The organism is Streptomyces sp. YS415, from assembly GCF_023544665.1.
Taxonomy (GTDB): Bacteria; Actinomycetota; Actinomycetes; order Streptomycetales; family Streptomycetaceae; genus Streptomyces.
The window spans coordinates 127500-151342 of sequence record NZ_JAMJFL010000008.1 but is presented as its reverse complement, the minus strand read 5'-3'; the positions used below and the strand labels follow the sequence as shown (position 1 = coordinate 151342).

Here is a 23843-nt window from a genome sequence, read left to right as displayed (position 1 = left end):
GCGTGGGAGGCCGGAGCTATCCTGGGCCGATGAGGAGCCCGCAGTGACCGGCGCCGCCCCGCGTCCCACGCTGGAGGCCGTGGCCGCACGCGCCGGGGTCTCACGGGCCACCGTGTCCCGGGTGGTCAACGGCGGGGACGGGGTGCGGGAACCCCTCGCCGCGCGGGTGCGGCGAGCGGTGGAGGAGCTCGGATACGTGCCCAATCAGGCGGCCCGCAGTCTGGTCACCCGGCGCCACGACGCGGTGGCCGTCGTCGTCGCGGAACCGGAGAGCCGGGTCTTCGCCGACCCCTTCTTCGCCCTTCAGCTGCGGGGCATCAGCAAGGAGTTGGCTGCCCACGACAACCAGCTCGTCCTGTTGCTCACCGAGGGCCGGGACGACCATGCCCGGGTCGCCCGCTACCTGTCCGGCGGACATGTCGACGGTGCGCTGGTGTTCTCCCTGCACCTCGACGATCCGCTGCCCGGACTGATCCAGCAGGCCCGGATCCCCACGGTGTTCGGAGGGCGGCCCGGCTGGCGCGGGGGCCGCGGCGACGTGGTGTACGTCGACAGCGACAACCGGGGCGGGGCGCGGGAGGCCGTACGGCATCTCGTGGGGCTCGGCCGGAGCCGGGTCGCGCACATCACCGGGGCGCTGGACCAGACCTCGGCGGTGGACCGGCTGGACGGGTACCGGGACGTCACGGGGGACGCGGATCCGCGGTGGATCGCCGAGGGCGACTTCACGCCGGGCGGCGGGGAGTGGGCGATGCGCGCACTCCTCGATCGGTGCCCGGACGTGGACGCCGTCTTCGCCGCGAACGACCTGACGGCGGCGGGCGCCCTCCGAGTGCTGCGGGAGCGGGGGCGGCGGGTGCCGCAGGACGTGGCCGTCATCGGGTTCGACGACATGCTGCCGGTGGCCGAGCAGACGGATCCACCGCTCACGACGGTCCGTCAGGACATTGAGGAGATGGGCCGGTTGATGGCCCGGCTGCTGCTGCGGGGCCCAGCCGCGGAGCCGGCGAGCGTGGTCCTGCCGACGACGCTGGTGCGGCGGGGCTCGGCCTAGGCGAACGGGCGGTGCGGGGCGTCCAGGGCTTGCTGGAGCTAGGTTGCAGCAGTCCTGGTGAGGGGCAGCAGTCCCGGCGAGGGGCGGCGGCGGTCGGTCCTGCGCGGTGAGCCGTCCGGCGTCACCCGGATGGCCCTGCGGCTCACGGCCTCCTCGGGACCCCTCCGCCCCGAGCCCGCGTCGTGCGGCTCTCCGGCGCCGTACCGAAGGCGACCAGCAGGCGGGCAGGGCCGGTGACCGGTTGAGGCGAACATCTGCTCGGTGCGTTGGTGTGCCGCCCGGTCGCGCCCCTCGGTGATCTCCGCCGTGGACCACGGATGGGACGCGCTCCGACGGCGATTGTCGGTGGGCGGTGGAAGACTCGGCAGAGCACGCAACGGGACCCCTCGGAGGAGGGCACATGCTCACCACCCGTTTTGTCCACGGCGCTCCCAACTGGGTCGACGTCGGCACCACCGACATCGACGGCGCCACCGCCTTCTACCACGCCCTGTTCGGCTGGGAGTTCCGGTCGGCGGGCCCCGAGTCCGGCGGTTACGGCTTCTTCCAGCTCGGCGGCAGGACCGCCGCCGGTGGCATGCAGACCACGTCCGATCAGGGCCCACCCGCCTGGACGGTCTACTTCCAGAGCCCGGACGCGGACGCCACGGCGAAGGCGGTGGAGCGGGCAGGAGGCCAGGTGCTCGTGCCGCCCGACGACGTCATGGGCCAGGGCCGCATGGCCATCCTCGCCGACCACGCCGGTGTGCCGTTCGGCATCTGGCAGCCCGCCGCCCTCAAAGGCCTCGAGGTCGCGGGCGACCCCGGCTCGCTGTGCTGGGTGGAGCTGTACACCCAGGACCTGGCCCGGGAAGCCGCCTTCTTCGACACCGTCTTCGGCTGGGAGACCTCGGCCATGGCGTTCCCCGGCGGCGTCTACACCTGCATCAATCCCGCGGGCGCCGGCGAGGACGCCATGTTCGGCGGCCTGGTCACCGTCGCCGACGACCCCACCGGTACCGAGACGGAGCCGTACTGGCTGCCGTACTTCGAGGTCGGGGACACCGATGTCGTCGTCAGCAAGGCGCTGGAGCAGGGCGGCACGGTCCGGATGCCCGCCGTCGACGTGGAGGGTGTCGGCCGTATGGCCAAGCTGGAGGACCCCTACGGCGCACGCTTCGCGGTGATCAAGAGCGCCGCCCCGCAGGAGGGCTGACCGGGCCACGGATCGGCACACGGACCGGCACACGGATCACGTCGGAGGCGCCGCGCGCCGCCGTGCTTTCCCGGGCACGGCGGGGGCATCATCGTGCGGTCGCCCGGGGCCGCGCCCCGAGGCGTTGATCCGGCGTTGATCGAACGTTTTTCGCCGCCGGGCACGCTACGGTCCATGTTCATCGACACAGTCACCACGCCCGATCTCACCTGGCAGCAGGAGGCGTTGTGCGCGCAGACCGGGGCGGACTTCTTCTTCCCCGAGCCGGGCAGCTCCGTACGGGAAGCCAAGCGGATCTGCGGCCTGTGCCCGATCCGCTCCGCCTGCCTGGAGTACGCCCTCGACAACGACGAGCGCTTCGGCGTCTGGGGCGGCCTGTCGGAGAAGGAACGCCTGGCGCTGCGGCGCACCGCCCACTGACGTGATGCCGTCCCCCGTGCGCGGCGGGAAACCGGGGCGACCGGCCGTGCGCGGTGCGGTTAGGATCCGGGGGCGCACCCGGGCGTAGCGCAGAGGCAGGCGCACCCGCCTTGCCCAGGCGGAAGACATCGGTTCGAATCCGATTCCCGGGTCCGCGCCGGGGGCCCTGTAGAGCAGAGGCAGACTCACCGCCTTCTCAGGGCGGATACGCCGGTTCGAATCCGGCCGGGGCCACCACGCACACGGGCACACACGGGGCGGGGACATGGGCGAGGGCATCGACGAGGAGGAGCTGGCCGCCTTCCACCGTACGGTCGGCAAGCTGCGGGCCCTGCCCGTCGACGACCCGGTGCGGCTGAAGGCCGAGCAGGTCGCGGCCTCCTTCGCCCGGGACGGGCGGCTGCGGCGGCGCAGGACTCGCGGGGCCGAGGCGTCGGCGGCCGACGCGGCGGCGATGGCGGCGACGGCAACCGGGGCGGTGGACCGGCGCGAGGACGCGCCGCTGGCCGATCCCGGGGCGCCGGGCGCCTTCCGCAAACCGCGCAGTTGCTATGTCTGCAAGTCCCCCTATCGACAGGTCGACGCCTTCTACCACCGGCTCTGTCCCGGCTGCGCCGCCGACAACCGCTCCCGCCGCGCCCTGAGCACCGATCTGAGCGGGCGCCGGGCGCTGCTCACCGGCGGCCGGGTGAAGATCGGCTTCCAGCTGGCGCTGATGATGCTGCGGGACGGCGCCGAACTGCTGGTGACCAGCCGCTTCCCGCACGACACCGTGCGCCGCTTCCGGGCCGAGCCGGGCAGCGGCAAGTGGCTCGACCGGCTGACCGTCCTCGCCGTGGATCTGCGCGACCCCCGCCAGGTGCTCGGCCTGTGCGAGGAACTGCGGGCCGAGGGCGAGCCCCTGGACATCCTCGTCAACAACGCCGCCCAGACCGTACGGCGTCCGCCCGAGTCGTACGCGCTGCTGGCCGCCGGGGAGTACGACGCGCTCCCCGCGGGGGCCCGGCAGGCACCCGGCTTCACACCGATGCGGAGGCTGGAGAGCGGCGCCGCGGCGCTGCCCGTCGCGCTGCGCGAGGCCGACGAGGCGGGGCTGCTGCCCGACCCCTCCCCGGAGAACTCCTGGTCGGCGCGGCTCGGCGCGCTCGACCCCGCCGAGGTCCTGGAGACCCAGCTCGTCAACGCCCTCGCCCCGGCACTGCTGTGCGACCGGCTGCTGCCCCTGCTGCTCGCCTCCCCGCACCCGCGCCGGTACGTCGTCAACGTCACCGCCGTGGAAGGCCGGTTCGCCGTCCGCAACAAGACGGCCGGCCACCCGCACACCAACATGGCCAAGGCCGCCCTCAACATGCTCACGCGCACCAGCGCCGCCGAACTCGCGGCCCAGGGCGTCCACATGTGCGCCGTCGACACCGGCTGGATCACCGACGAGAACCCGGCGCCCAAGAAGGCCCGCATGGCCGGCGCGGGGTTCCGCACGCCGCTGGACATCGTGGACGGGGCGGCCCGCGTGTACGACCCGATCGTGCGCGGCGAGGCGGGCGATCCGGTGTCCGGGGTGTTCCTGAAGGACTACCGGGCGGCGCAGTGGTGAGCGACGGCACGACCGGGCGGTGCCGGAACCGCCCGGCGGCCGGTCCGTCTCAGCGCCGGAGTCCCATGAACACCTCCGTCCAGAAGCGCTGCTGCTGCCGCGACGCCCCCACCAGGTACGTCGCCCGCAGCTTCGCCGGCAGCAGGGCGACCATCCGGACCACCACCGCCTGGTGCTTCTTCAGCTGGGACAACTCCGCGTTGGCCAGGATCTGGTGCACCACGTCGCTGTCGTCCCCGCCCTCGTCGCCGGCCTCCGCCGCCCGCCGCAGCCGCGCCTCCCACACGTCCGCGTCCCGGGCCAGTTCGCGCAGGCCGGTGACCTGACGGCCGCCGAGCCGGTCCATCAGGGCGGTGAGCGGCACGGGCGCGTACTCGCCGTCGCCGAGGTAGACCGTCGCCATCTCCAGCGGCAGCCCCCGCCGGTGCAGCTTGATCAACCGCTCCAGGGTGCGCTTGGTGATCCAGGCCCGGCCCTCGTCGTCGATGTCGTGCTTCCACCACTCCAGCACCGTCTCGGCGTCGGAGCCGTACCGTGCGAGCAGCCACTCGTTGGCCGGGATGTCCTCCGGCGCCACCTGGAGCGAGGCGGTGAACCGGGTCGCCTGCGCGATGTTGTTCCGCGCGACCAGCAGCTTGCGGCCCAGGTGGTACGGCGGGTTCTGGACCGCTATCTGTGCGCGCAGGTTGTCGATCGGGCGGCCCGCCAGCGACCACTCCTGGGTGACCTCCATGAGCTTGGCGAACGCGGACTTGTCCTTGGGCCGGTTGTACTCGTCCCACACGATCGCCTTGGGCTCGGGGCCGGTGAACTTCGCGGCCAGCAGCGTGTCCAGGGTCCCGTCGGCGGACGGGACCGGCGCGCACAGGTCCTCGACGTTCGTCACCGGCAGCGAGAAGTACAGCGCCTCCCGGCCCAGCCCCTCACGCAGCGTCTGCCGCACCAACTCGGTCTTCCCGCAGCCCGGCGGCCCCTGGAGCAGGACCGTCCAGCGGTTGCGCAGGGCGGCCCGCACCACCTGGCGCACCGGGTCCGGGACCGTGGACGGATTGGATACGCCCACCGCCTCGGCGATCCGGTCCAGGATCTCGGCCGTTCGGTTCTGCCCGGGTCTGCCGTCGGCACCGGGCTCCGCGAGACGCAGCCGCTCGCCGTCGATCAGGGGCAGGCCCCAGCGCAGCGGGAAGCCCTCGCGGGCGTTGGCCAGGACATGGTCGAGCGTGCGCGGTGACAGCAGCTCGCGCACGGCCGGTGGCAGCGAGGCCCACAACGAGAACACCGGACGCAGGTCCCACGGGCGGTACTTGGCCGCCAGATGCCGCCGCCAGGAGGTGTCGTTCGCGGTGATCCGCATCGTCACCATCCGGTCCAGCAGCGCGAGATCGCCGCGCCGGGCCGAGGTCTCGGTCAGCGACTCGTTGTCGGTGAGGAAGACGCCCACGCAGCCGAGCGCGCGCAGATCGTGCTCGCCCAGCGTCCAGTTGCAGGCGATCTGCATCAGCTGCGACTGGATGGTCCCGCCCGCCTGCAGCGAGTCGTCGATGAGCAGCACGAAGGGCCGGCCCGGCTTGAGCTGGCTCATCACCAGCTGGCGCAGCGCGAGTTCACCGGTGCGCGGATCGCGCACCGGGGCGTTGACGAGCAGGTCGTCCGGCGTCAGGTTCGCCGCCGGGACGTACACCAGTGCCGTGTCGGGACGGCTCCGGGCGAGGTGCGAGAAGAACGTCGCCGTCTTGCCGATGCCGTGCTCGCCGAAGATCTGCCCCGTCTGCCCGAGGTCGATCATCGCGTCGATGAAGGACTCCAGGCGGGACAGGGCCGTCTGCTGCACTTCCGTGGTCATCTGCCTGATCCTGTGGTGACGCGATGGCAGTCCACCGCGGGGGTGTGCCGGTCGGGCCATTCGTCGCCGCCCTCGGTGATCAGCCAGATCCATTTCTCCGGCTCGGCGGGTGTGATCGGCGGCGCGTATCCGTCGGTGAGCACCACGACGGCGTCGGGAATCTCCTCGAAGCGGCGCCCGTTCACCTCTGTGCGTCCCTCCACGTGGTCCGCGACCGCCTGAAAGCTGGTGCCGCCCCCGCCGTACACCCTCTCGCCCGGCACGAAGGGCATCACCACGGCGTCGAAGGACAGCCAGTGCGCCTGAACGCCGTCGATGCGGCCGACGAGTCCGGTGAGCCAGGTGATCACGTGGTGCGGCATCGAGCCCGAGGTGTCGTAGGCGATGACGAGGACCTTCTCCCGGACCGGGCCGCGGCGCGAGAGGAGGGGATCCTGGCCGAGCGCGGCGAGCAGCGCCCCGCGCTTCTTCGGGTACACCAGCCGCTCGCCCTCGCGCAGCTTCGAGGCGAGCACGTCGATCAGCCAGCGCTGCCACCAGTCGACGGTGCGCGTGCGCGTGGTCTCCCCGCGCAGGATGCCCGCGCCGAGGCGGCCCCAGAGCCGGGCCGCGCGGGCGTTGCCGTCCTCGGTGCGGCCCATCAGGTCCAGCAGTTCCGCCTCCGCGCCCGGGTGCCCGCGCCGGGCCGCCAGCAGGGAGTTGAGCAGCGCGGAGGAGGCGACCAGGTCGACGGTCTCCTGGTCGGCCGGGACCGCGCCCGCCATCAGGTGCACGCACAACCGCGGTGCGGGCACCGGAGGGTGGCGCATGCGCTTGAGCTCGCCGTAGATCCGCATGTCGGTCTCCGTGAACCGCTCGTACGCCAGCGGTTCCAGGCCGTGTGCCGTGAGGTCCGTGCGGTACAGCTCGTGCACCTCCCGCGGATCCACCCCCGTCGGCCTGCCGTCGAGCAGGGGCAGCACCGGCCGGCCGAGCCGGACCATCGCCACATGGTTGATGGACACCTCGGCGGCCAGTTCGAAGACCGGGTCGGCGCGCAGGGAGGGATCGGCGAACAGATGCCGGTGCACCAGGTGCCGGGCCTCGTGGAACAGCACGAACTTCACGCCGTCCAGGCCGAGTCCGACGAAGAAGTCCGGGTTGTACAGCAGCAGGCAGGAGCCGTCGCCACAGGCCACCACCGCTGCTGTGGCCACCGCCGTGGTCGGGATCTGGTGCCGGCACTTCGCGTACAGCCAGGACGCCACGGCCGACTCGGTCAGCCCGAAGTCCAGCAGCGCGGCCTCCTTCAGCCGCCGCGCCTCCTCGATCACCCCGGTGTCCGCCGGGCGGTACCGCTCCAGCGCCCTGCGGTCCGCGAGATCGACCACCGGGACGCGCCGCTCCCGCTCCCCGTACGCCATGTGCCGCCCCCCGTACCGGATGTTCCCCCGTGGATCATTGGTACCAGGCCCCACCGACAACCGGCCAAGGCATTACGCTTCGCCCCCAAGGGCGGGGCCGTAGCGCAGAGGCAGGCGCACCGGTCTCCAAAACCAGAACACGCCGGTTCGAATCCGGCCGCCCCGCCCCCCTTTTTTTTCCGGCAGCGCTCAGGCGATGGCGCCCGCGGTGACGATCAGCTCGGGTGCGGTTCCGTGGAACGTCTCCATCAGCTGCGCCAGCACTGCCCACGCCTCCTCGCTCTCGCCCAGGTGCTCCCGCACCAGCGGGCGCAGCGCGTCCTCGGCCTCCGGCATGCGCCGGGGGAACAGCACGTGGCCCATCGCCAACACCTCGAGAACGCCGACCGCCGGGTCGTAGGACAGCGCGAACGGGGCCGGCCCCGCCAGCACGCCCGCCTGGCGGATCCGGTGGGTGAACTTGGCGTGGGAGCCGAAGCCGGCGCGCACGGCGGGCGGGCAGTCGGGGCGTACGGACAGCGCCCAGCGGGCGTAACCGGGCAGCGGAGCCTCGTCGTCCGCCGCGGCGACCGTGTCCCAGTCGGCGCGCGTGAGGACCATCGAGGCGGCGGCGCGGCCCTCGCTCATCGAGGTGACCGCGCGCAGACAGCCGACGAGGCCCTCGCGGACGTAGCGCGCGGGCACTTCCGGCTCCTGGCCGATGAGCAGGGGGTCCACCCGGACCGGTTCGGTGCGGCCGGGACCGAACGGGATGCCGCGGACGACGGCGCGGCGCAGCCCCGCGTCCGTCTCCAGGTGCCGCCACACCACGGCGTTGAGCGTCGGGTCGTCGTTCTCCAGGATCCACAGCGCGACGGAGGCCGGCAGCAGCCGTGACCACGTCCACGCGCGCTGGAGGCGCCGTACGCTCGCGTCGGGGGCCTCGGGTCCGGGCAGACCGGTCCGCGCGCGGACCCGGGCGGCGGTCTCTTCGTCGACCAGGCCGAGCAGGAATCCGACCGCCTGCTGCGACCTGCTGTTCTCACGCATGGCCTGCATGATGCCGCAGGCCCGCGATCTGCCCCAGGGAAATACCGGGAGGGCGTCAGCCCGCGGCGCGCGCCGCCATGCGCGCCTTGCGCGCGGCCAGCTTCTCGTCGAACTTCGAGGCCTCGGCGTCCAGGCCGCCCATGAACAGGCCCAGCTCCTCCTGGGCCTTGAGGCCCTCCGGCCCGAGGCCGTCGATCTCCAGGACCTTCAGGTGCCGCAGCACCGGCTGGAGCACGTCGTCGTGGTGGATCCGCATGTTGTAGACCTCGCCGATCGCCATCTGCGCGGCGAACCGCTCGAAGCCGGGCATGCCGTGACCGGGCATCCGGAAGTTCACGACGACGTCCCGGACCGCCTGCATGGTCAGGTCGGGGGCGAGCTCGAAGGCCGCCTTCAGCAGGTTCCGGTAGAAGACCATGTGCAGGTTCTCGTCGGTCGCGATGCGCGCGAGCATGCGGTCGCAGACCGGGTCGCCGGACTGGTGGCCGGTGTTGCGGTGCGAGATGCGCGTCGCGAGCTCCTGGAAGGCGACGTAGGCCACCGAGTGCAGCATCGAGTGCCGGTTGTCCGACTCGAAGCCCTCGCTCATGTGGGCCATGCGGAAGGCTTCCAGCTTGTCCGGGTCGACGGCGCGCGAGGCGAGCAGGTAGTCGCGCATCACGATGCCGTGCCGGCCCTCCTCGGCGGTCCAGCGGTGCACCCAGGTGCCCCAGGCGCCGTCCCGGCCGAAGAGCGAGGCGATCTCGTGGTGGTAGCTGGGCAGGTTGTCCTCGGTCAGCAGGTTCACGACCAGCGCGATCCGGCCGATCTCGGTGACCTTGGACTGCTCCTTGTCCCAGGCCTCGCCGTCCTCGAAGAAGCCGGGGAAGTTGCGGCCGTCGGACCAGGGCACGTATTCGTGCGGCATCCAGTCCTTGGCGACGGAGAGATGGCGGTTCAGTTCTGTTTCGACCACTTCCTCGAGCGCGTAGAGCAGCCTGGCGTCGGTCCAGGCCGAGGACGGGCTGCCGAGATGCGGGGAAGTGATCGTCACGGGATCTCCAGGGGGACGTAACACGAGCGGAAGCGGACCGGCGTGCGGTCGGTGGAACCTACGCAATCGTAGGCTACGAGACCGTAGGTTACGAAGCCGTAGGTTAAGAGTGCTGTAAAGACCGCTGATCAGCCGGGTTCCCAGGGATGCGGCGGGCATGCCGAAGGGCCCCGGGAATCGGCAGGTCCCGGGGCTGAGAGGATGAGGTGTCACCAGGTCAGGCGTACAGCTCCCGCATCCGTACCGAGAGACATGTCACACAGCCTTCGAGCTTCTCGAACTCGCTGATGTCCACCACGACCGGCTCGTGACCGAGGTCGGCGAGCAGCTCGGCCGTCTTCGGCGCGCTCGCGGAGATCAGCAGCTTGTGGCCGCCGAGCAGCACGACATGGCCCCCGGCCTCCTCGGGCACCGACAGGAAGCGCGGGAAGAGCGCCGGCCGGTCGACCTGGGGGATGTGCCCGATCACCGTCCCGTCGGGCAGCGCCGTGACCGCGGACTTCAGGTGCAGCACCTTGCTCACCGGTACGGCGACGACCCGCGCCCCGAGCGGCTCGAAGGCGGCCCGCACCTGCTGCACCCCGGCCGCGTTGGTGCGCCCGCCGCGGCCGACGTAGATCGTGTCGCCGACCTTCAGCACATCGCCGCCGTCCAGGGTGCCGGGCTCCCAGATCCAGTTCACCGAGCAGCCGAGGGAGGCGACGGCCTCCTCGACGCCGACGGTCTCCGCGCGCCGCGCCTCGGCGCCGGGGCGGGTGATCAGCGCGACGTTCCTGTACATGACGACCGTGTCCTCGACGAACACCGCGTCCGGGCAGTCGTCGGCCGGATCCACCTCGACGGTCTCCCAGCCGTGGGCGCGCAGCGCCTCCGTGTACGCCTCCCACTGCTCCGTCGCACGGCCGACGTCGACCTGCTCCCGCTCGATGTGCGTCACCAGCCCCTCGGCGAGGCGCGGGCCGGGGCGGCGGACGAGGGCCTTCTTGCTGGGCACGAGTTTCTCCGAATCGGCGACAGGTTCCGGCGCCCGTCATCCGGCGCCGGTCCGCCATCATGCAGGGCCGCTCCGCCCGGGCAAAACCCGTCTCACCAGGCTGTGGCCCTCCTGAGATGCTCCGCGGTGAAGGATCCGGGGACGTCGAGGAGCCGGCGCGGGGTACCGGTGAAGATCACCTCCCCGCCGTCGCGCCCGCCGTCCGGACCGAGGTCGACGACCCAGTCGGCGTGGGCCACCACGTCCAGGTGGTGCTCGACCACCACGACGGTGTTACCCGCGTCGACCAGCCGGTCCAGCAGGGCGAGCAGCGCGTCCACGTCGGACAGGTGCAGGCCGGTCGTCGGCTCGTCCAGGACGTACAGGACCTCGGTCAGATGCAGCCGGGTCGCCAGCTTGATGCGCTGGCGCTCCCCGCCGGAGAGCGTGGACAGCGGCTGGCCGAGGGTGAGGTAGGTGAGGCCGACGTCACGCAGGGCGCGCAGCCGGCGCCGTACGCCGGTGTCGTCGAAGAAGTCGAGCGCCTGCCCCGCCGTCATCTCCAGGACGTCCGCGATGGAGCGGCCGTCGACGGTCAGGTGCAGCACCTCGTCCTTGAAGCGCCGCCCCTCGCAGTCGTGGCAGGTCATCGTCACCGGGTCCATGAAGGCGAGGTCGGTGGAGATGATCCCGCGGCCCTCGCAGGTGGGGCAGGCGCCGGAGGAGTTGAAGCTGAACAGGCCCGCCTCGGCGCCGGTCTCCCGGGCGAAGATCTTGCGGACCGTGTCCATGATCCCGACATAGGTGGCCGGGGTCGACCGTCCGGAGATGCCGATCGACGACTGGTCCACGACCACCGCCTCCGGGTGCGCCCGGGTCAGCTCGGCGGCCAGGGTGCTCTTGCCCGACCCGGCCACCCCCGTCACCACGGTCAGCACCCCGGTCGGGAACTCCACCGTCACGTCCCGCAGGTTGTGCCGGTCCGCGCCCTTCACCCACAGCCCGCCGGTCGCCTCCCGCACGGTCTCCTTCACGGCGGTACGACGGCCCAGGCACCGCCCGGTCAGCGTCCCGGAGGCGGCCAGAGAGTCCGGCGTGCCCTCGAACACCACCCGCCCGCCGTCGGCGCCGGCCCGCGGACCCATGTCGACCACATGGTCCGCGAGGGCGATGACGTCCCGGTCGTGCTCGACGACGAGGACGGTGTTGCCCTTGTCGCGCAGCCGCAGCAGCAGATCCCCCAGCCGCCCCACGTCCCGCGGGTGCAGCCCGACGCTCGGCTCGTCGAAGATGTACGTCATCCCGGTCAGGCTGGACCCGAGGTGCCGCACCGTCTTGAGCCGCTGCCCCTCGCCGCCGGAGAGCGTGGCGGTCTCCCGGTCCAGGCTGAGGTAGCCGAGCCCGATCGCGTCGATGCGTTCCAGCGCGGCCACCGCGGCCCCGGCGATCGGCCGCGCGACCGGGTCGTCGATCTCCTTCAGTACGGTGATGAGGTCGCTGACCTGCATCCGGGTGCAGTCGGCGATGGTCCGGCCGTTGATCCGGGTGGCGAGCGCCGCCGCGTTGAGCCGGGCGCCGCGGCAGGCCGGGCAGACGCCGTCCACCATGAACTGCCCGATCAGATCACGGGTCTTCTGGCTCATCGACGACAGGTCCCGCTTCAGGTACAGCCGTTCGAAACGGTCGGCGAGCCCTTCGTAGTCGGTGATCCAGGTGCCGCCCGAGCCGCTGATGGTGACCTTGCTGCCCGGCCGGCCGCGCAGCAGGAACTCCCGCTCCGCGGCGGTGAACCGCCGCACCGGCTTGTGCGGGTCCAGCTCGTCGGAGTTCGTGTACGTCTGTCCCTGCCAGGTGCCCGCGGTGAACGGCGGGAAGCGGACCGCGCCGTCGGCGAGGGAGCGCTCCTCGTCCAGGATGCGGTCCCAGTCCGGCCCCACGGCTCGCCCGAGACCGTCGCACTGCGGGCACATGCCCGAGGGGTCGTTGAAGGAGTACGCGGTGGCGGGACCGGCGCTGGGCGTGCCGTGCCGGGAGAACAGCACCCGGATGACCGAGTAGACGTCCGTCATGGTGCCGACCGTGGAGCGCGAGTGGCCGCCGATCGGGCGCTGGTCGACGACGATGGCGGGGGAGAGGTCCTCCAGCGTCTCCGCGTGCGGCCGCTCGTACTTGGGCAGCCGGTTGCGCACGAACCAGGTGAACGTCTCGTTCAGCTGGCGCTGCGACTCCACCGCGATCGTGTCGAAGACGACCGAGGACTTTCCCGATCCCGAAACGCCGGTGAACACGGTCAGCCGGCCCTTCGGGATGCGGAGCGTGACGTCCTTGAGGTTGTTCTCCCTGGCTCCGGTGATGGTGATGAAATCGCTCATGCCCTCGACGCTAGGCGGGATACCCGACAGCTTCTGGCGTGATTTCCTTCAGTTCTCCGTCGAGCAGCAGCCAGCGGGTGATGCCGATGGACTCCAGGAACGGCAGGTCGTGGCTGGCCACGATCAGCGCTCCCTCGTACGACTCCAGGGCCGTGGTGAGCTGCTTCACGCTCGCCATGTCCAGGTTGTTCGTCGGCTCGTCCAGCATCAGCAGCTGCGGTGCGGGCTCGGCCAGCATCAGCGCCGCCAGTGCCGCCCGGAAGCGTTCGCCGCCGGAGAGCGTCGCCGCCTTCTGGTCGGCGCGGGCGCCCCGGAACAGGAAGCGGGCGAGCCGCGCCCGGATCCGGTTGTTGGTGGCGGCCGGCGCGAACCGGGCCACGTTCTCGGCGACGGTCCGCTCGCCGTCCAGGACGTCGAGCCGCTGCGGCAGGAACCGCATCGGCACATGGGTCCGCGCCTCGCCCGACACCGGCTGCAGCTCCCCGGCGATCGTGCGCAGCAGCGTGGTCTTGCCCGCGCCGTTGCGTCCGATCAGCGCGATCCGCTCAGGGCCGCGCAGGTCGAAACCGCCGGCCACGCGCGCGCCGTAAGCCAGTTCCAGATCCTGGAGCAGGAGGACCTCACGGCCCGGCGGTACGGCCGTGTACGGCAGGTCGATGCGGATCTCGTCGTCGTCCCGTACGGCCTCCACCGCCTCGTCGAGCCGTTCCTTCGCCTCGGCGAGCTTCTCCTCGTGCATGATCCGGTGCTTGCCCGCGGACTCCTGTGCCGCCCGCTTGCGCGCCCCCATGACGATCTTCGGCTCGCGCTTCTGGTCCCACATCTTCTGGCCGTACCGCTTGCGGCGGGCCAGTTTGACCTGGGCGTCGGTCAGTTCGCGCTTCTGCTTCTTCAGATCGGCCTCGGCGACCCGCACCATCCGCTCGGCCGCCTCCTGTTCCACCGCGAGCGCCTCCTCGTATGCCGAGTAGTTGCCGCCGTACCAGCTGATCTCCCCGGAGCGCAGATCGGCGATCTGGTCGACGAGGTCGAGGAGTTCACGGTCGTGGCTGACCACGACCAGGACGCCCGGCCAGGAGGAGACGGCGGCGTACAGCCTCCGGCGCGCGTACAGGTCGAGGTTGTTGGTCGGCTCGTCCAGGAGCAGGACGTCCGGGCGGCGCAGCAGCAGTGCGGCGAGCCGCAGCAGCACCGATTCGCCGCCGGACACCTCGCCGACCGTGCGGTCCAACCGGACGTGGCCGAGGCCGAGTTCGCCGAGGGTGGCGAGGGCCCGCTCCTCCACGTCCCAGTCGTCGCCGACGGTCTCGAAGTGCTCCTCGGACGCGTCGCCCGCCTCGATGGCGTGCAGGGCGGCGCGCCGGTCGGCGATGCCGAGGACCTCGTCGACCCTGAGGCCGGTGTCGAGGGTGATGTTCTGCGGAAGGTAGCCGACCTCGCCGGCGACGCGGACGGTGCCGTCGGCGGGCGTGAGCTCGCCGGCGATGAGCTTCAACAGGGTTGATTTCCCCGAGCCGTTCACTCCGACGAGCCCGGTGCGGCCGGGGCCGAAGGCGGTGTCGAGGCACTCGAAGACGGGGGTGCCGTCGGGCCAGGTGAAGGCGAGGGACGTGCAGGTGATGGAAGGTGACATGCGGGCCTCCGCGGTTGCTCGATGCGACAAGGGCAAACGCGTATCGAGACACCTGCGACCCGCGGGGAGGCCTCGGGGCGGGCAGCGGAAAAGCCCTGTTCCGGAGGACGGCTCGGACGCCGAGGTCGCACACGGCAGCCACACCTCAGGGGTGTGACGGCGGGTGTCTCAGGACCTCAGACGAGCAACGTCCTTCTCCAATCGACGGCAACAGGACCGCTCCACACCGTAGGAGGGGGCGGGAGGGCTGTCAACGGAATTACGAGGGCCGCCCCGGGGGTGGCGGAAGCCCGCCGCGTAATATGTGCACACCTTCTTTGCCTATTACGAAAGGGTCGGTGTGGACGCCGAACTCGTACGCGCGTGGGTGGAGGGCTGGGTCGTCTCCCGCGGAGCCGCGCCGCCGGTCGCCGAGCCATGGGGCCTCACCGTCGACGTGGGGCTGGCCGGCCATGTCACCCGGCACGTCCTGACCGATGCCGACGAGGCGCTGGTCGGCAAACTGACGGAGACGGCCACGGCACCGGGCATCTGGCTCAAGGTCTTCCTGCCGCGGCAGACGGTCGCCCCCTGGGTGGCGCCCGGCTGGCGCTTCGGGGACGACGGCTTCCTGATGTCCGCCCGGCTGCATCCCGCCGCTGCCGAGGTGCCCGCGGGATACCGGACGCGTGCCTGGACCAGGGACGGCGTCACACGCGTTCTCGTCCTGACGCGGGACGGCGCGTTCGCGGCCCGCGGCCAGGTCGCCGTGCCCGGCCCCGGGCGCGCGGCCGTGGTCGACCAGGTCGAGACCTCCGCGGCCCACCGCCGCAGGGGACTCGGCAGTCTGGTCATGCGGACGCTGGGGAACGCCGCCGTTGCCGCGGGCTCCTCGGGCGCCGTGCTGGCCGCGACGGCCGAAGGGCGCGCGCTGTACGCCTCCCTGGGCTGGCGCACCCGCGGCCCTTTGACGAGCCTGATCCGTGAGGTCCCGCCCGAAACGCAGGGCGCGCGAATGTGAAACCCTCAGGGCCCGCACACGAGGTCGTACGTCCCTGATCCGTGGCCGTACGTTCCTGTCGGATTCCTGCCAGACCCAGCCCGGACAAGCTGGTTGAGTCGACGCATGACGAAGGACTCCGCCCTCCGCGAGCGCGCACTCGACTTCCGCTCCCTGCACGTCCCGGGCACCCCGCTGGTGCTGCCGAACGCCTGGGACACCTCCAGTGCCCGCGTCGTCGAGGACGCCGGTGCCCCCGCGCTGGCCACCACGAGCGCCGGGCTCGCCTGGGACCTCGGTGCCGCTGACGGCGGCCGGCTGGACCGCGACCGAGCCCTGGCGGCCGTCGCTCGCATCGTGGCCGCCGTGGCGGTGCCCGTGAGCGCGGACATCGAGAGCGGCTACGCCGATGATCCGGCGGGCGTGGCCGAGACGATCCGGGCGGTGCTCGCGCTCGGCGCGGTGGGTGTGAACATCGAGGACGCCCTGTACGAGCCCGGCGCGGGGCCGCTGCGCCCCGTTCCCGAGCAGGCGGAGAGGATCGCCGCCGCCCGGGCGGCCGCCGATGCCGCGGAGGTGCCGCTGTTCGTCAACGCGCGCATCGACACGTTTCTGCGGGGCGCCGGGGGAGTGGAGGCCACGCTGGAGCGGGCCGCCGCCTTCCTCGCCGCGGGCGCCGACGGGATCTTCGTTCCCGGGGCCGTCGACCCGGGAACCGTGAAGCTGCTCGTCGACGGGATCGACGCGCCCGTGAACGTGATGGCGGGCCCCGGCGCGCCGACCGTGTCCGAGCTGGCCTCGCTCGGCGTGGCGCGCGTCAGCGTCGGCTCCGCAATCGCCCAGGCCGCCCACGCCCTCGTCCGGCGCGCCGCGCGGGAGCTGCTCGGTGCGGGGACGTACGGGACGCTCGCGGACGGGGCCGACTACGGGGAGCTCAACTCCCTGCTGGGCGGCGCCCGCTAGCAGGCGTCCCGCATCAGTTCGGCCAGGTCGTGGTCCAGGTCGAGCTGGAGGTGCTCCAGGCCGACCGGGACCAGCTCGCCGGTGGCGTCCAGGAACCGGCGGATCTCACCGCTGCGGACGTGGACGACGGCCGTGCCCTCGGGGGCGTGGAACTCCAGCACCGTGCGGTCGTAGCCGTAGGGTCGGACGCGGACGTCGCCGTGGCCCACGCTCTCCCGCATCCCGTCGGTCAGGAGCTCCCGGCTGAAGGTCCAGCAGACCTCGACGCCCTCCAGGGTGGCGGGGGCCGGGAAGGTCATGCGGACGGCGAACGGGTCGCGCCGGTCGTAGTGCAGCGTGGCGGGGATGCTGGACACCCGCGGCGCGGCGGCGACGAGACGGGCCTCTACGAGCTGCTCGATGACGTAGGACAACGCCTTGCTCCCTTGCGACGGCTGGACGGGCTCCGGGCGGATGAGGCCGGGCACTCTAGAAGACGTCGGAATCGATGAATCCGTGCACACCGCCGTCGAGTGACCTCGGTCACCGCCTTTCATGCACAGGAGTGACGTGATTCGTCTGCTGGTTCCGTAAAGGCCGTGTGAGGCTGCTGAGGCGGTCTGGACGGCGCCGTGGGTGTGGGCTAGCTTCGCCCGCCATGAGGGCCTTGGGGAACACGCGACGCTGGGCAGGCATGGTTCGCACGACGGCCGCGGGGGTGGTGTGCGCGGGAGCGCTGGCCGCGGTGACGGCCGTACCGGCGCAGGCGCAGGAGCCTGAGCCGCAGCGTTCCGCGCACTGGGAGCTGAAGGACACCGGCAGCCCTGCCGTGCGCTTCCGTGGGCTGGCGGCCGTCGACCGGGACACCGCCTGGCTGGCCGGGAGCGCCGGCACGGTCCTGCGCACCACGGACGGCGGGGCGAGCTGGCGGAACGTCTCGCCGCCGGGGGCCGGGGAGCTGCAGTTCCGGGACGTCGAGGCGTTCGACGCGCGCCGGGCCGTGGTGCTCGCCATCGGCGAGGGCGAGGCGTCCCGGGTGTACCGCACCGAGGACGGCGGCGCGACCTGGGCCGAGGCGTTCCGCAACACCGACCCGCGCGCCTTCTACGACTGCATGGCCTTCTTCGACCGCCGCCACGGCCTCGCGATGAGCGACCCCGTGGACGGCAGGTTCCGCATCCTGTCCACGGCCGACGGCGGCCGGTCCTGGACGGTCCTGCCCCAGGACGGGATGCCCGACGCGCTGGCCGGCGAGGCAGGGTTCGCGGCCAGTGGGCAGTGCCTGGTGACGGCCGGGTCCAAGGACGTCTGGCTGGCCACCGGCGGCGGCGCACGCGCGCGTGTGCTGCACTCCGCCGACCGCGGACGGACCTGGACGGCCGCCGACACGCCGATCCCGGCCGGGGATCCCGCGCGGGGCGTCTTCGCCCTCGCCTTCCGCGACCGCGCCCACGGTCTGGCCGTCGGCGGCGACTACCGCCCCGACCAGGACTCCCCGAGCGCGGCGGCCCGCACCCGGGACGGCGGCACCACCTGGCGGCCCGCCGCGGCCCCGGTGAGCGCCTACCGCTCGGGCGTCGCCTGGCTCCCGCACAGCCGCACCGCGGCCCTCGCGGTCGGCCCCACGGGCACCGACCTGACCACGGACGGGGGCCGCACCTGGCGGACCGTCGACAGCGGCTCGTACGACACCGTGGACTGCACGCCCGACTTCGGCTGCTGGGCGGCGGGCGAGAAGGGGCGAGCGGCCCGTCTGGAGAGGTGATCCGGCAGGTGGGCACGCGGAGGCCAAGCGCCGTGACGTGCAAGGCCCTTCGGGGCATGAACCAGAGCCGGCCCGAGCGCGCCCTGGGCGACCGGAGTCGGCCGAGGGGGCCGTAGGCTCGTCGGCATCATGACGACCGTACGCATCCCGGCGGGCTGGCCCGCCACCGAGGAAGAGGCCCGTGCCGTCCAGGACGAGCTGCGCGCACGCGTGGTGCTGGACGAGCCGGGTCCGCCGCCCGGCGCCGGGCACGTCACCGGCGTCGACGTGGCCTACGACGACGAGCGGGACGTCGTGGCGGCGGCGGCCGTCGTGCTGGACGCGGCGACCCTGGAGGTCGTCGCGGAGGCGACGGCCGTCGGCCGGATCTCCTTCCCGTACGTGCCCGGCCTGCTGGCCTTCCGGGAGATCCCCACGGTCCTGGCCGCCCTCGACGCGCTGTCCTGCGACCCCGGCCTGGTGGTCTGCGACGGCTACGGCCTCGCCCACCCCCGCCGCTTCGGCCTCGCCAGCCACCTCGGCGTCCTCACCGGCCTGCCCACCATCGGCGTCGCCAAGAACCCCTTCACCTTCTCCTACGACGAGCCGGAGGCGGCCCGAGGCTCCTCGTCCCCCCTGCTCGCGGGCACGGACGAGGTCGGCCGGGCCCTGCGCACCCGGGACTCCGTCAAACCGGTCTTCGTCTCCACCGGCCACCGCGTCACCCTCACCACGGCCTGCGCCCACACCCTCGCCCTCACTCCGGCCTACCGCCTCCCGGAAACAACCCGCAAGGCGGACGCCCTGTGCCGCCACACCTTGCACGAGGCGACGGCACCGAACGAAGAACTCGCCGCACGCGCGCGTGCGGACAAGCACCGTTCCTGGGGGCGCACCCTCTTCGAGTCCCAGCGCAACCCGGTGGCCTGGGCGGCCCGGGTGCTCGCAGCGGCCGTCCCGGAGGCGGACCGGGGACCGGAACTCGCTGCCGTTCTGGCCATGGCGGCCGACCGGGACGAGTGGACCCGGGGCCGCGAACTCTTCGACCGGGTGCGGGCAGCCGGGGTCGGGGCGGAGGACCAGTCGGTCTTCCGGATCGCGGAGCTGGTGGCCAAGGTCGCCCACAACACGGCAGGTTCTCCGCCGTACTTCGACCATCACGCGGGCTGGGACATCGGCCCGCTCGCCTGCCGGATCGCGACGGCGTCCCCCGACCCCGCTCTCCGGGCCCGCCTGGAAGCCGCGCTGGGGGACCGGCTCCCGTCGGAGGACGTCGTCCGGGCACCCGGCCGCTGAGTACGTCGACTGAGTACGTCGCCTGAGTACTCGTACGGATGTCCGCGCCCCGCCCGTTCGGCAGGCTGGGCGCATGACTTCGCACCGCGTGGCTTCCCACCGCATGACCTCCCGGCGCATGGCGAACCAGCGTTCGCCGAAGCCCCTCGCCGACCCGGAGCGGCCCGTCGAGCGGGTCGTCACGGCCGCGCTCGTGGTCGCCGTGTTGGCGGGGCTCGGGTGGATCTGCGGGATGGTCTACACCGTGGCCCAGTGGCCCTTGTAGGGGGCTAGCGGCTCGCGGCCACCCGGAAGACGATCCCCGCGCGCTGGAGCCGTTCGGTCAGGGCGTCACCCATGGCCGTGGCCGTGGTGACCTGGCCGGCCGTCGGAGGGAGGTCGTCGAAGGCGAGGCAGAGGGCCGACTCGGCGAGCATCTTCGCCGTCTCGTCGTAGCCGGGGTCCCCGCCCGAGACCTCGGTGAAGACCCGGCGGCCACCGCCCTGGCCGACGAACCGCACCGAGAACCAGCTCTTCGCCCGCTTCTCCGCGCTCGGCCCGTCCCCCGGCTTCAGCCGGTCCGACAGCCACCGGCGCGCGGGCGGCAGCTGGGCGGCGGCGGCCAGTCCGCCCACGCCCACCAGACCGGCCACGGCAACGGGCAGATGCCGTACCGCCGCGTAGTGCCGGTAGCGGAAGTCGGGGCCGTAGCGGTCCAGGGCCTTCGCGGAGCGGCGCACGATCTGCGGGTCGATGGTCGGCAGCGGCACCGCCCAGGCGCCCACCTCCCCGGCGAACCGGGGCACGCCCGTGGGGGCGTCGACCCGGCGGCCCACCAGGCGCGGCTCGTGCCGGTGCCGGTCCCGCGCGGCGGCGATCATCTGGCGCCCGCGCGCGAACTGGCCCAGCGCCGAGGCGAACGTCCCGCCCGAGAACATGGCGTCCGCGGTGACGAACCCGTCCACCGTCAGCGGCACACCCTCCGGCAGCTGCCGGACCGTGAACCAGGCGCCCAGATCGTGCGGCACGGAGTCGAACCCGGCCGCGTGCACGAGCCGGGCGCCCGTCTCCCGCGCGCGTGCGTCGTGACGCACGTACATCAGGTCCACGAACTCCGGCTCCCCGCACAGGTCGAGGTAGTCCGTGCCGCTGTCCGCGCAGGCGGCGACGAGCTCCTCGCCGTAGCGCACATAGGGGCCCACCGTCGTGGCCACCACACGCGCGTGCCGGGCGAGTTCACGCACCGACCCGGGATCCGCCACGTCCGCGCGCAGGACGCCGACGCGCTCGCCGCCGGGCAGCCGTTCCCGCAGTCGCTCCAGCTTCGTCGCATCGCGGCCCGCCACCGCCCAGCGCAGCCCCTCGGGCGCGTGCGCCGCCAGGTACTCCGCGGTGAGCGCTCCGGCGAAGCCGGTCGCCCCGAAGAGCACGATGTCGTAGGGACGGTCCGCCTCATTCAGCCTGCTCATGACACCTCTCGGTCCCTCATCACGCGCCGTTGTCGGTGGCCGAGGCTAGCGTGAGGTGTGCGGAGCCCGACGAGGAGCCCGGGAGGCAGCGGATGGCCGTGGACCGGAACGCCCTGAAGAAGTGGGAGAAAGTGCGTCAGTTCGCCCTCGGCATGCCCGGCGCCGCCGAGGAGTTCCCCTGGGGCGAGACCGTCGCCAAGGTCAACAAGAAGGTGTTCGTCTTCCTCGGCTCCGACGACGGCAGCCATCCCCTGGGCGTGACCGTGAAGCTCACGGACGAGGCGGCCCACGCCCACGCGCTGACCTGCCCCGGCGCCGAGCCCGCAGGTTACGGCCTCGGGAAATCGGGCTGGGTGAGCATCCCGCTGGAACCCAAGGGCGCGCCGGCCGCCGAGCTGCTGTGCGACTGGGTGGAGGAGAGCTACCGCACCATCGCGCCGAAGCGGCTCACGGCGGAGCTCGACGGGCGGTGACGACACCGCCGCCGCCACCGGATACTTTTCACTAAGCGCTTGCTCGCCCACCTCTTGTGCTCACTGCGGCGAGTTCCTAACATCCTTGGTGTTACATCATTAGTGTCACACCTACCCTGGGGACCGGATGGCAAAGACGCCAGGACACGGCCCGCTCACCGGCGTACGCGTCGTGGAGCTGGCCGGTATCGGGCCGGGCCCGTTCGCCGCGATGCTCCTCGCCGACCTGGGCGCCGACGTCGTGCGCGTGGACCGGCCCGGCGGCCCCGGACTCGCGATCGATCCCGCGTACGACGTCACCAACCGCAACAAGCGCTCGGTGATCGTCGACCTGAAGGCCCCCGACGGCCCCGCGCGCGTGCTCGATCTCGCCGCCCGCGCGGACATCCTCATCGAGGGTTACCGGCCCGGAGTCGCCGAACGGCTCGGCGTCGGCCCCGACACCTGCCGGTCCCGCAATCCACGGCTCGTCTACGGCCGGATGACCGGCTGGGGCCAGGACGGCCCCCTCGCCCAGCGCGCCGGGCACGACATCGCCTACATCGCCCTCACCGGCACCCTCGGCATGATCGGCGCCCCCGACGAGCCCCCGCCCGCTCCGGCCAACCTCCTCGGCGACTACGCGGGCGGCTCCCTGTACCTCGTCGTCGGCGTCCTCGCCGCCCTGCACCACGCCCGCGCGACCGGCGCCGGCCAGGTCGTGGACGCCGCGATCGTGGACGGCACCGCCCACCTCTCCGCGATGATCCACGGCATGCTCGCCGCCGGCGGCTGGCAGGACCGCCGCGCCGCCAACCTCCTCGACGGCGGCTGCCCGTACTACGGCACCTACGAGACGGCCGACGGCGGGTACATGGCGGTCGGCGCCCTGGAGCCGCAGTTCTACGACGCCTTCCTGGACCTGCTCGGCCTGGAGGGATACGCGGACGCCCGCCGGGACTGGACCCGCTGGGGCGACCTGCGCGCGGCGGTCACCGCCCGCTTCAGGACCCGGACCCGGGCCGAGTGGACGGCCGTCTTCGCCGGCTCGGACGCCTGCGTGGCGCCCGTCCTGTCGCTGACCGAGGCCCCGCACGACCCGCATCTGGCCGCCCGCGGCACCTTCACCGACCACGGCGGCATCACCCAGCCCGCGCCCGCGCCCCGCTTCTCGGCGACCCCCACCGCCGTGCGCACCGGGCCCGCGCGGCCGGGCGCCGACACCGCGGACGTGGCGCGCGACTGGGACGTACCCGACCTGATGAAGGGCCTGGAATGAAGCGGCGGATCTTCTCCGACGAGCACGACGCGTTCCGCGAGACCGTGCGCAGCTTCCTCGCCAAGGAAGTGCTGCCGTTCTACGACCAGTGGGAGAAGGACGGCATCGCCTCCCGCGACGCCTGGCGCGCGGCCGGGAAGCAGGGCCTGCTCGGCCTCGCCGTGCCCGAGGAGTACGGGGGCGGCGGCACCGCCGACTTCCGCTACAGCGCCGTCATGGCCGAGGAGTTCACCCGCGCGGGCACTCCCGGGCTCGCGCTCGGGCTGCACAACGACATCATCGGTCCGTATCTGACGGGGCTCGCCACCGAGGAGCAGAAGCGCCGCTGGCTGCCCGGCTTCTGCGACGGCTCGCTGATCACGGCCATCGCCATGACCGAGCCGGGCGCGGGCTCCGACCTCCAGGGCATCCGGACGCACGCCGAGGACCGTGGCGACCACTGGCTGCTCAACGGCTCCAAGACGTTCATCTCCAACGGCATCCTCGCCGACCTGGTGATCGTGGTGGCGAGGACCACCCCCGAGGGCGGCGCGCACGGGCTGTCCCTGCTGGTCGTCGAACGCGGCACGGAGGGCTTCGAGCGCGGCCGCAACCTCGACAAGATCGGCCAGAAGGCGCAGGACACGGCCGAGTTGTTCTTCCACGACGTGCGCGTGCCCAAGGAGAACCTCCTCGGCGAGCTCCACGGCGCCTTCGTCCATCTGATGACCAACCTCGCCCAGGAGCGGCTGAGCATCGCGGTCGCGGCCATCGCGGGCGCGGAGCACCTGCTGGAGATCACCACCCGGTACGTCAAGGAGCGCGAGGCCTTCGGCCGGCCGCTGGCCACCAAGCAGCACATCCGGTTCGAGATCGCGGAGATGGCCACCGAGTGCGCCGTCACCCGCGCCTTCCTCGACCGCTGCGTGGAGGAGCACACGGACGGCGGACTGAGCGCCGTCGACGCCTCCATGGCCAAGTGGTGGGCCACCGAACTGCAAAAGCGCGTCGCCGACCGCTGCCTGCAACTGCACGGCGGATACGGCTACATGAGCGAATACCCCGTGGCCCGGGCCTTCACCGACGGACGCATCCAGACCATCTACGGCGGGACGACCGAGATCATGAAGGAGATCATCGGCCGTTCCCTGCTCGGCTGACGCACAGTCTCCCGG

Annotated in this window: 20 protein-coding genes, 3 tRNA genes and 1 pseudogene; 15 read left to right on the top strand and 9 right to left on the bottom strand. The window is 72.5% G+C overall.

The window, feature by feature from the left end:
* Window positions 1–43 precede the first annotated feature (43 nt).
* The 6 genes from M8H82_RS12755 to M8H82_RS12730 all read left to right on the top strand — a co-directional run bounded on the left by M8H82_RS12755 (window position 44) and on the right by M8H82_RS12730 (window position 4263).
* Entirely contained in the window at window positions 44–1054 is a 1011-nt protein-coding gene (locus tag M8H82_RS12755; protein WP_250073256.1) for a LacI family DNA-binding transcriptional regulator, read from the top strand.
* Window positions 1055–1454: 400 nt separating this feature from the next.
* Complete coding sequence (locus tag M8H82_RS12750; RefSeq protein WP_250073255.1) at window positions 1455–2249, top strand: VOC family protein; 795 nt, start codon at window positions 1455–1457, stop codon at window positions 2247–2249.
* Between the two features lie 174 nt (window positions 2250–2423).
* The gene (locus M8H82_RS12745) at window positions 2424–2669 is read left to right on the top strand and encodes a WhiB family transcriptional regulator (protein ID WP_250073254.1); all 246 of its coding nucleotides are present in this window, start codon (window positions 2424–2426) and stop codon (window positions 2667–2669) included.
* A gap of 77 nt (window positions 2670–2746) precedes the next feature.
* Window positions 2747–2821, top strand: a tRNA-Gly gene (locus M8H82_RS12740).
* Between the two features lie 10 nt (window positions 2822–2831).
* A tRNA-Glu gene (locus M8H82_RS12735) sits at window positions 2832–2906 on the top strand.
* 28 nt (window positions 2907–2934) lie between these two features.
* Window positions 2935–4263, top strand: coding sequence for an SDR family NAD(P)-dependent oxidoreductase (locus tag M8H82_RS12730; RefSeq protein WP_250073253.1), 1329 nt, complete (start codon window positions 2935–2937; stop codon window positions 4261–4263).
* Window positions 4264–4312: 49 nt separating this feature from the next.
* Here M8H82_RS12730 and M8H82_RS12725 read toward each other — a convergent pair whose 3' ends face one another.
* Window positions 4313–6106, bottom strand: a complete 1794-nt coding sequence (locus tag M8H82_RS12725; protein ID WP_250073252.1) for an AAA family ATPase — start codon at window positions 6104–6106, stop codon at window positions 4313–4315.
* Entirely contained in the window at window positions 6103–7509 is a 1407-nt protein-coding gene (locus M8H82_RS12720) for a hypothetical protein (RefSeq protein WP_250073251.1), read from the bottom strand. The genes M8H82_RS12725 and M8H82_RS12720 overlap by 4 nt, the downstream gene beginning before the upstream one ends.
* Window positions 7510–7600: 91 nt before the next feature.
* Between M8H82_RS12720 and M8H82_RS12715 the strand changes: the two genes are divergently transcribed.
* Window positions 7601–7676: transfer RNA gene (locus M8H82_RS12715), tRNA-Trp, on the top strand.
* A 22-nt stretch (window positions 7677–7698) separates the two neighbouring features.
* On the opposite strand, the gene M8H82_RS12710 is transcribed toward M8H82_RS12715, so the two are convergent.
* The 5 genes from M8H82_RS12710 to M8H82_RS12690 all read right to left on the bottom strand — a co-directional run bounded on the left by M8H82_RS12710 (window position 7699) and on the right by M8H82_RS12690 (window position 14549).
* Complete coding sequence (locus M8H82_RS12710) at window positions 7699–8538, bottom strand: hypothetical protein (protein ID WP_250073250.1); 840 nt, start codon at window positions 8536–8538, stop codon at window positions 7699–7701.
* 55 nt (window positions 8539–8593) lie between these two features.
* The gene (locus tag M8H82_RS12705; protein ID WP_250073248.1) at window positions 8594–9571 is read right to left on the bottom strand and encodes an acyl-ACP desaturase; all 978 of its coding nucleotides are present in this window, start codon (window positions 9569–9571) and stop codon (window positions 8594–8596) included.
* Window positions 9572–9788: 217 nt separating this feature from the next.
* Complete coding sequence (gene ddaH / locus M8H82_RS12700; protein ID WP_250073246.1) at window positions 9789–10565, bottom strand: dimethylargininase; 777 nt, start codon at window positions 10563–10565, stop codon at window positions 9789–9791.
* 92 nt (window positions 10566–10657) lie between these two features.
* Window positions 10658–12916 (bottom strand): excinuclease ABC subunit UvrA, encoded by a 2259-nt coding sequence (locus M8H82_RS12695; protein WP_250073244.1) that lies wholly within the window; start codon window positions 12914–12916, stop codon window positions 10658–10660.
* A 10-nt stretch (window positions 12917–12926) separates the two neighbouring features.
* Window positions 12927–14549 carry an ABC-F family ATP-binding cassette domain-containing protein gene (locus M8H82_RS12690; protein ID WP_250073242.1) on the bottom strand — a complete coding sequence of 541 codons (1623 nt, stop codon included), beginning with the start codon at window positions 14547–14549 and terminating at the stop codon, window positions 12927–12929.
* 340 nt (window positions 14550–14889) lie between these two features.
* On the opposite strand from M8H82_RS12690, the gene M8H82_RS12685 reads away from it, so the two are divergent.
* Complete coding sequence (locus tag M8H82_RS12685; protein ID WP_250073241.1) at window positions 14890–15549, top strand: GNAT family N-acetyltransferase; 660 nt, start codon at window positions 14890–14892, stop codon at window positions 15547–15549.
* Window positions 15550–15654: 105 nt separating this feature from the next.
* Window positions 15655–16491, top strand: a complete 837-nt coding sequence (locus tag M8H82_RS12680; RefSeq protein WP_250073239.1) for an isocitrate lyase/phosphoenolpyruvate mutase family protein — start codon at window positions 15655–15657, stop codon at window positions 16489–16491.
* Here M8H82_RS12680 and M8H82_RS12675 read toward each other — a convergent pair.
* Window positions 16488–16904, bottom strand: coding sequence for an SsgA family sporulation/cell division regulator (locus M8H82_RS12675; RefSeq protein WP_250073237.1), 417 nt, complete (start codon window positions 16902–16904; stop codon window positions 16488–16490). The genes M8H82_RS12680 and M8H82_RS12675 overlap by 4 nt on opposite strands.
* 260 nt (window positions 16905–17164) lie before the next feature.
* Between M8H82_RS12675 and M8H82_RS12670 the strand changes: the two genes are divergently transcribed.
* The 3 genes and pseudogenes from M8H82_RS12670 to mmpA all read left to right on the top strand — a co-directional run bounded on the left by M8H82_RS12670 (window position 17165) and on the right by mmpA (window position 19775).
* Window positions 17165–18235 carry an oxidoreductase gene (locus M8H82_RS12670; RefSeq protein ID WP_250073235.1) on the top strand — a complete coding sequence of 357 codons (1071 nt, stop codon included), beginning with the start codon at window positions 17165–17167 and terminating at the stop codon, window positions 18233–18235.
* A 129-nt stretch (window positions 18236–18364) separates the two neighbouring features.
* A pseudogene (locus M8H82_RS12665) lies at window positions 18365–19048 on the top strand (endonuclease V); the annotation flags it as partial.
* Window positions 19049–19628: 580 nt separating this feature from the next.
* Window positions 19629–19775, top strand: a complete 147-nt coding sequence (mmpA, locus tag M8H82_RS12660; protein ID WP_374211656.1) for a morphogenic membrane protein MmpA — start codon at window positions 19629–19631, stop codon at window positions 19773–19775.
* Between the two features lie 4 nt (window positions 19776–19779).
* Here mmpA and M8H82_RS12655 read toward each other — a convergent pair whose 3' ends face one another.
* Entirely contained in the window at window positions 19780–20958 is a 1179-nt protein-coding gene (locus M8H82_RS12655; RefSeq protein WP_250073234.1) for a trans-acting enoyl reductase family protein, read from the bottom strand.
* 92 nt (window positions 20959–21050) lie between these two features.
* Between M8H82_RS12655 and M8H82_RS12650 the strand changes: the two genes are divergently transcribed.
* The 3 genes from M8H82_RS12650 (at window position 21051) to M8H82_RS12640 (ending at window position 23828) form a co-directional block, all read left to right on the top strand.
* Window positions 21051–21431 (top strand): MmcQ/YjbR family DNA-binding protein, encoded by a 381-nt coding sequence (locus M8H82_RS12650; RefSeq protein ID WP_250073232.1) that lies wholly within the window; start codon window positions 21051–21053, stop codon window positions 21429–21431.
* A gap of 127 nt (window positions 21432–21558) precedes the next feature.
* The gene (locus M8H82_RS12645; protein WP_250073231.1) at window positions 21559–22689 is read left to right on the top strand and encodes a CaiB/BaiF CoA-transferase family protein; all 1131 of its coding nucleotides are present in this window, start codon (window positions 21559–21561) and stop codon (window positions 22687–22689) included.
* Entirely contained in the window at window positions 22686–23828 is a 1143-nt protein-coding gene (locus M8H82_RS12640; RefSeq protein ID WP_250073228.1) for an acyl-CoA dehydrogenase family protein, read from the top strand. Before M8H82_RS12645 ends, M8H82_RS12640 begins: the two co-directional genes overlap by 4 nt.
* The last annotated feature ends 15 nt before the right edge of the window (window positions 23829–23843 follow it).

Bases quoted from the DNA above. Each gene is read 5' to 3' on its own strand.
- M8H82_RS12750 (WP_250073255.1), top strand. From the start codon at position 1,455: ATGCTCACCACCCGTTTTGTCCACGGCGCTCCCAACTGGGTCGACGTC.
- M8H82_RS12745 (WP_250073254.1), top strand. From the start codon at position 2,424: ATGTTCATCGACACAGTCACCACGCCCGATCTCACCTGGCAGCAGGAG.
- M8H82_RS12730 (WP_250073253.1), top strand. From the start codon at position 2,935: ATGGGCGAGGGCATCGACGAGGAGGAGCTGGCCGCCTTCCACCGTACG.
- M8H82_RS12725 (WP_250073252.1), bottom strand. From the start codon at position 6,106: ATGACCACGGAAGTGCAGCAGACGGCCCTGTCCCGCCTGGAGTCCTTC.
- M8H82_RS12720 (WP_250073251.1), bottom strand. From the start codon at position 7,509: ATGGCGTACGGGGAGCGGGAGCGGCGCGTCCCGGTGGTCGATCTCGCG.
- M8H82_RS12710 (WP_250073250.1), bottom strand. From the start codon at position 8,538: ATGCGTGAGAACAGCAGGTCGCAGCAGGCGGTCGGATTCCTGCTCGGC.
- M8H82_RS12695 (WP_250073244.1), bottom strand. From the start codon at position 12,916: ATGAGCGATTTCATCACCATCACCGGAGCCAGGGAGAACAACCTCAAG.
- M8H82_RS12690 (WP_250073242.1), bottom strand. From the start codon at position 14,549: ATGTCACCTTCCATCACCTGCACGTCCCTCGCCTTCACCTGGCCCGAC.
- M8H82_RS12680 (WP_250073239.1), top strand. From the start codon at position 15,655: ATGACGAAGGACTCCGCCCTCCGCGAGCGCGCACTCGACTTCCGCTCC.
- M8H82_RS12670 (WP_250073235.1), top strand. From the start codon at position 17,165: ATGGTTCGCACGACGGCCGCGGGGGTGGTGTGCGCGGGAGCGCTGGCC.
- mmpA (WP_374211656.1), top strand. From the start codon at position 19,629: ATGGCGAACCAGCGTTCGCCGAAGCCCCTCGCCGACCCGGAGCGGCCC.
- M8H82_RS12655 (WP_250073234.1), bottom strand. From the start codon at position 20,958: ATGAGCAGGCTGAATGAGGCGGACCGTCCCTACGACATCGTGCTCTTC.
- M8H82_RS12650 (WP_250073232.1), top strand. From the start codon at position 21,051: ATGGCCGTGGACCGGAACGCCCTGAAGAAGTGGGAGAAAGTGCGTCAG.
- M8H82_RS12645 (WP_250073231.1), top strand. From the start codon at position 21,559: ATGGCAAAGACGCCAGGACACGGCCCGCTCACCGGCGTACGCGTCGTG.
- M8H82_RS12640 (WP_250073228.1), top strand. From the start codon at position 22,686: ATGAAGCGGCGGATCTTCTCCGACGAGCACGACGCGTTCCGCGAGACC.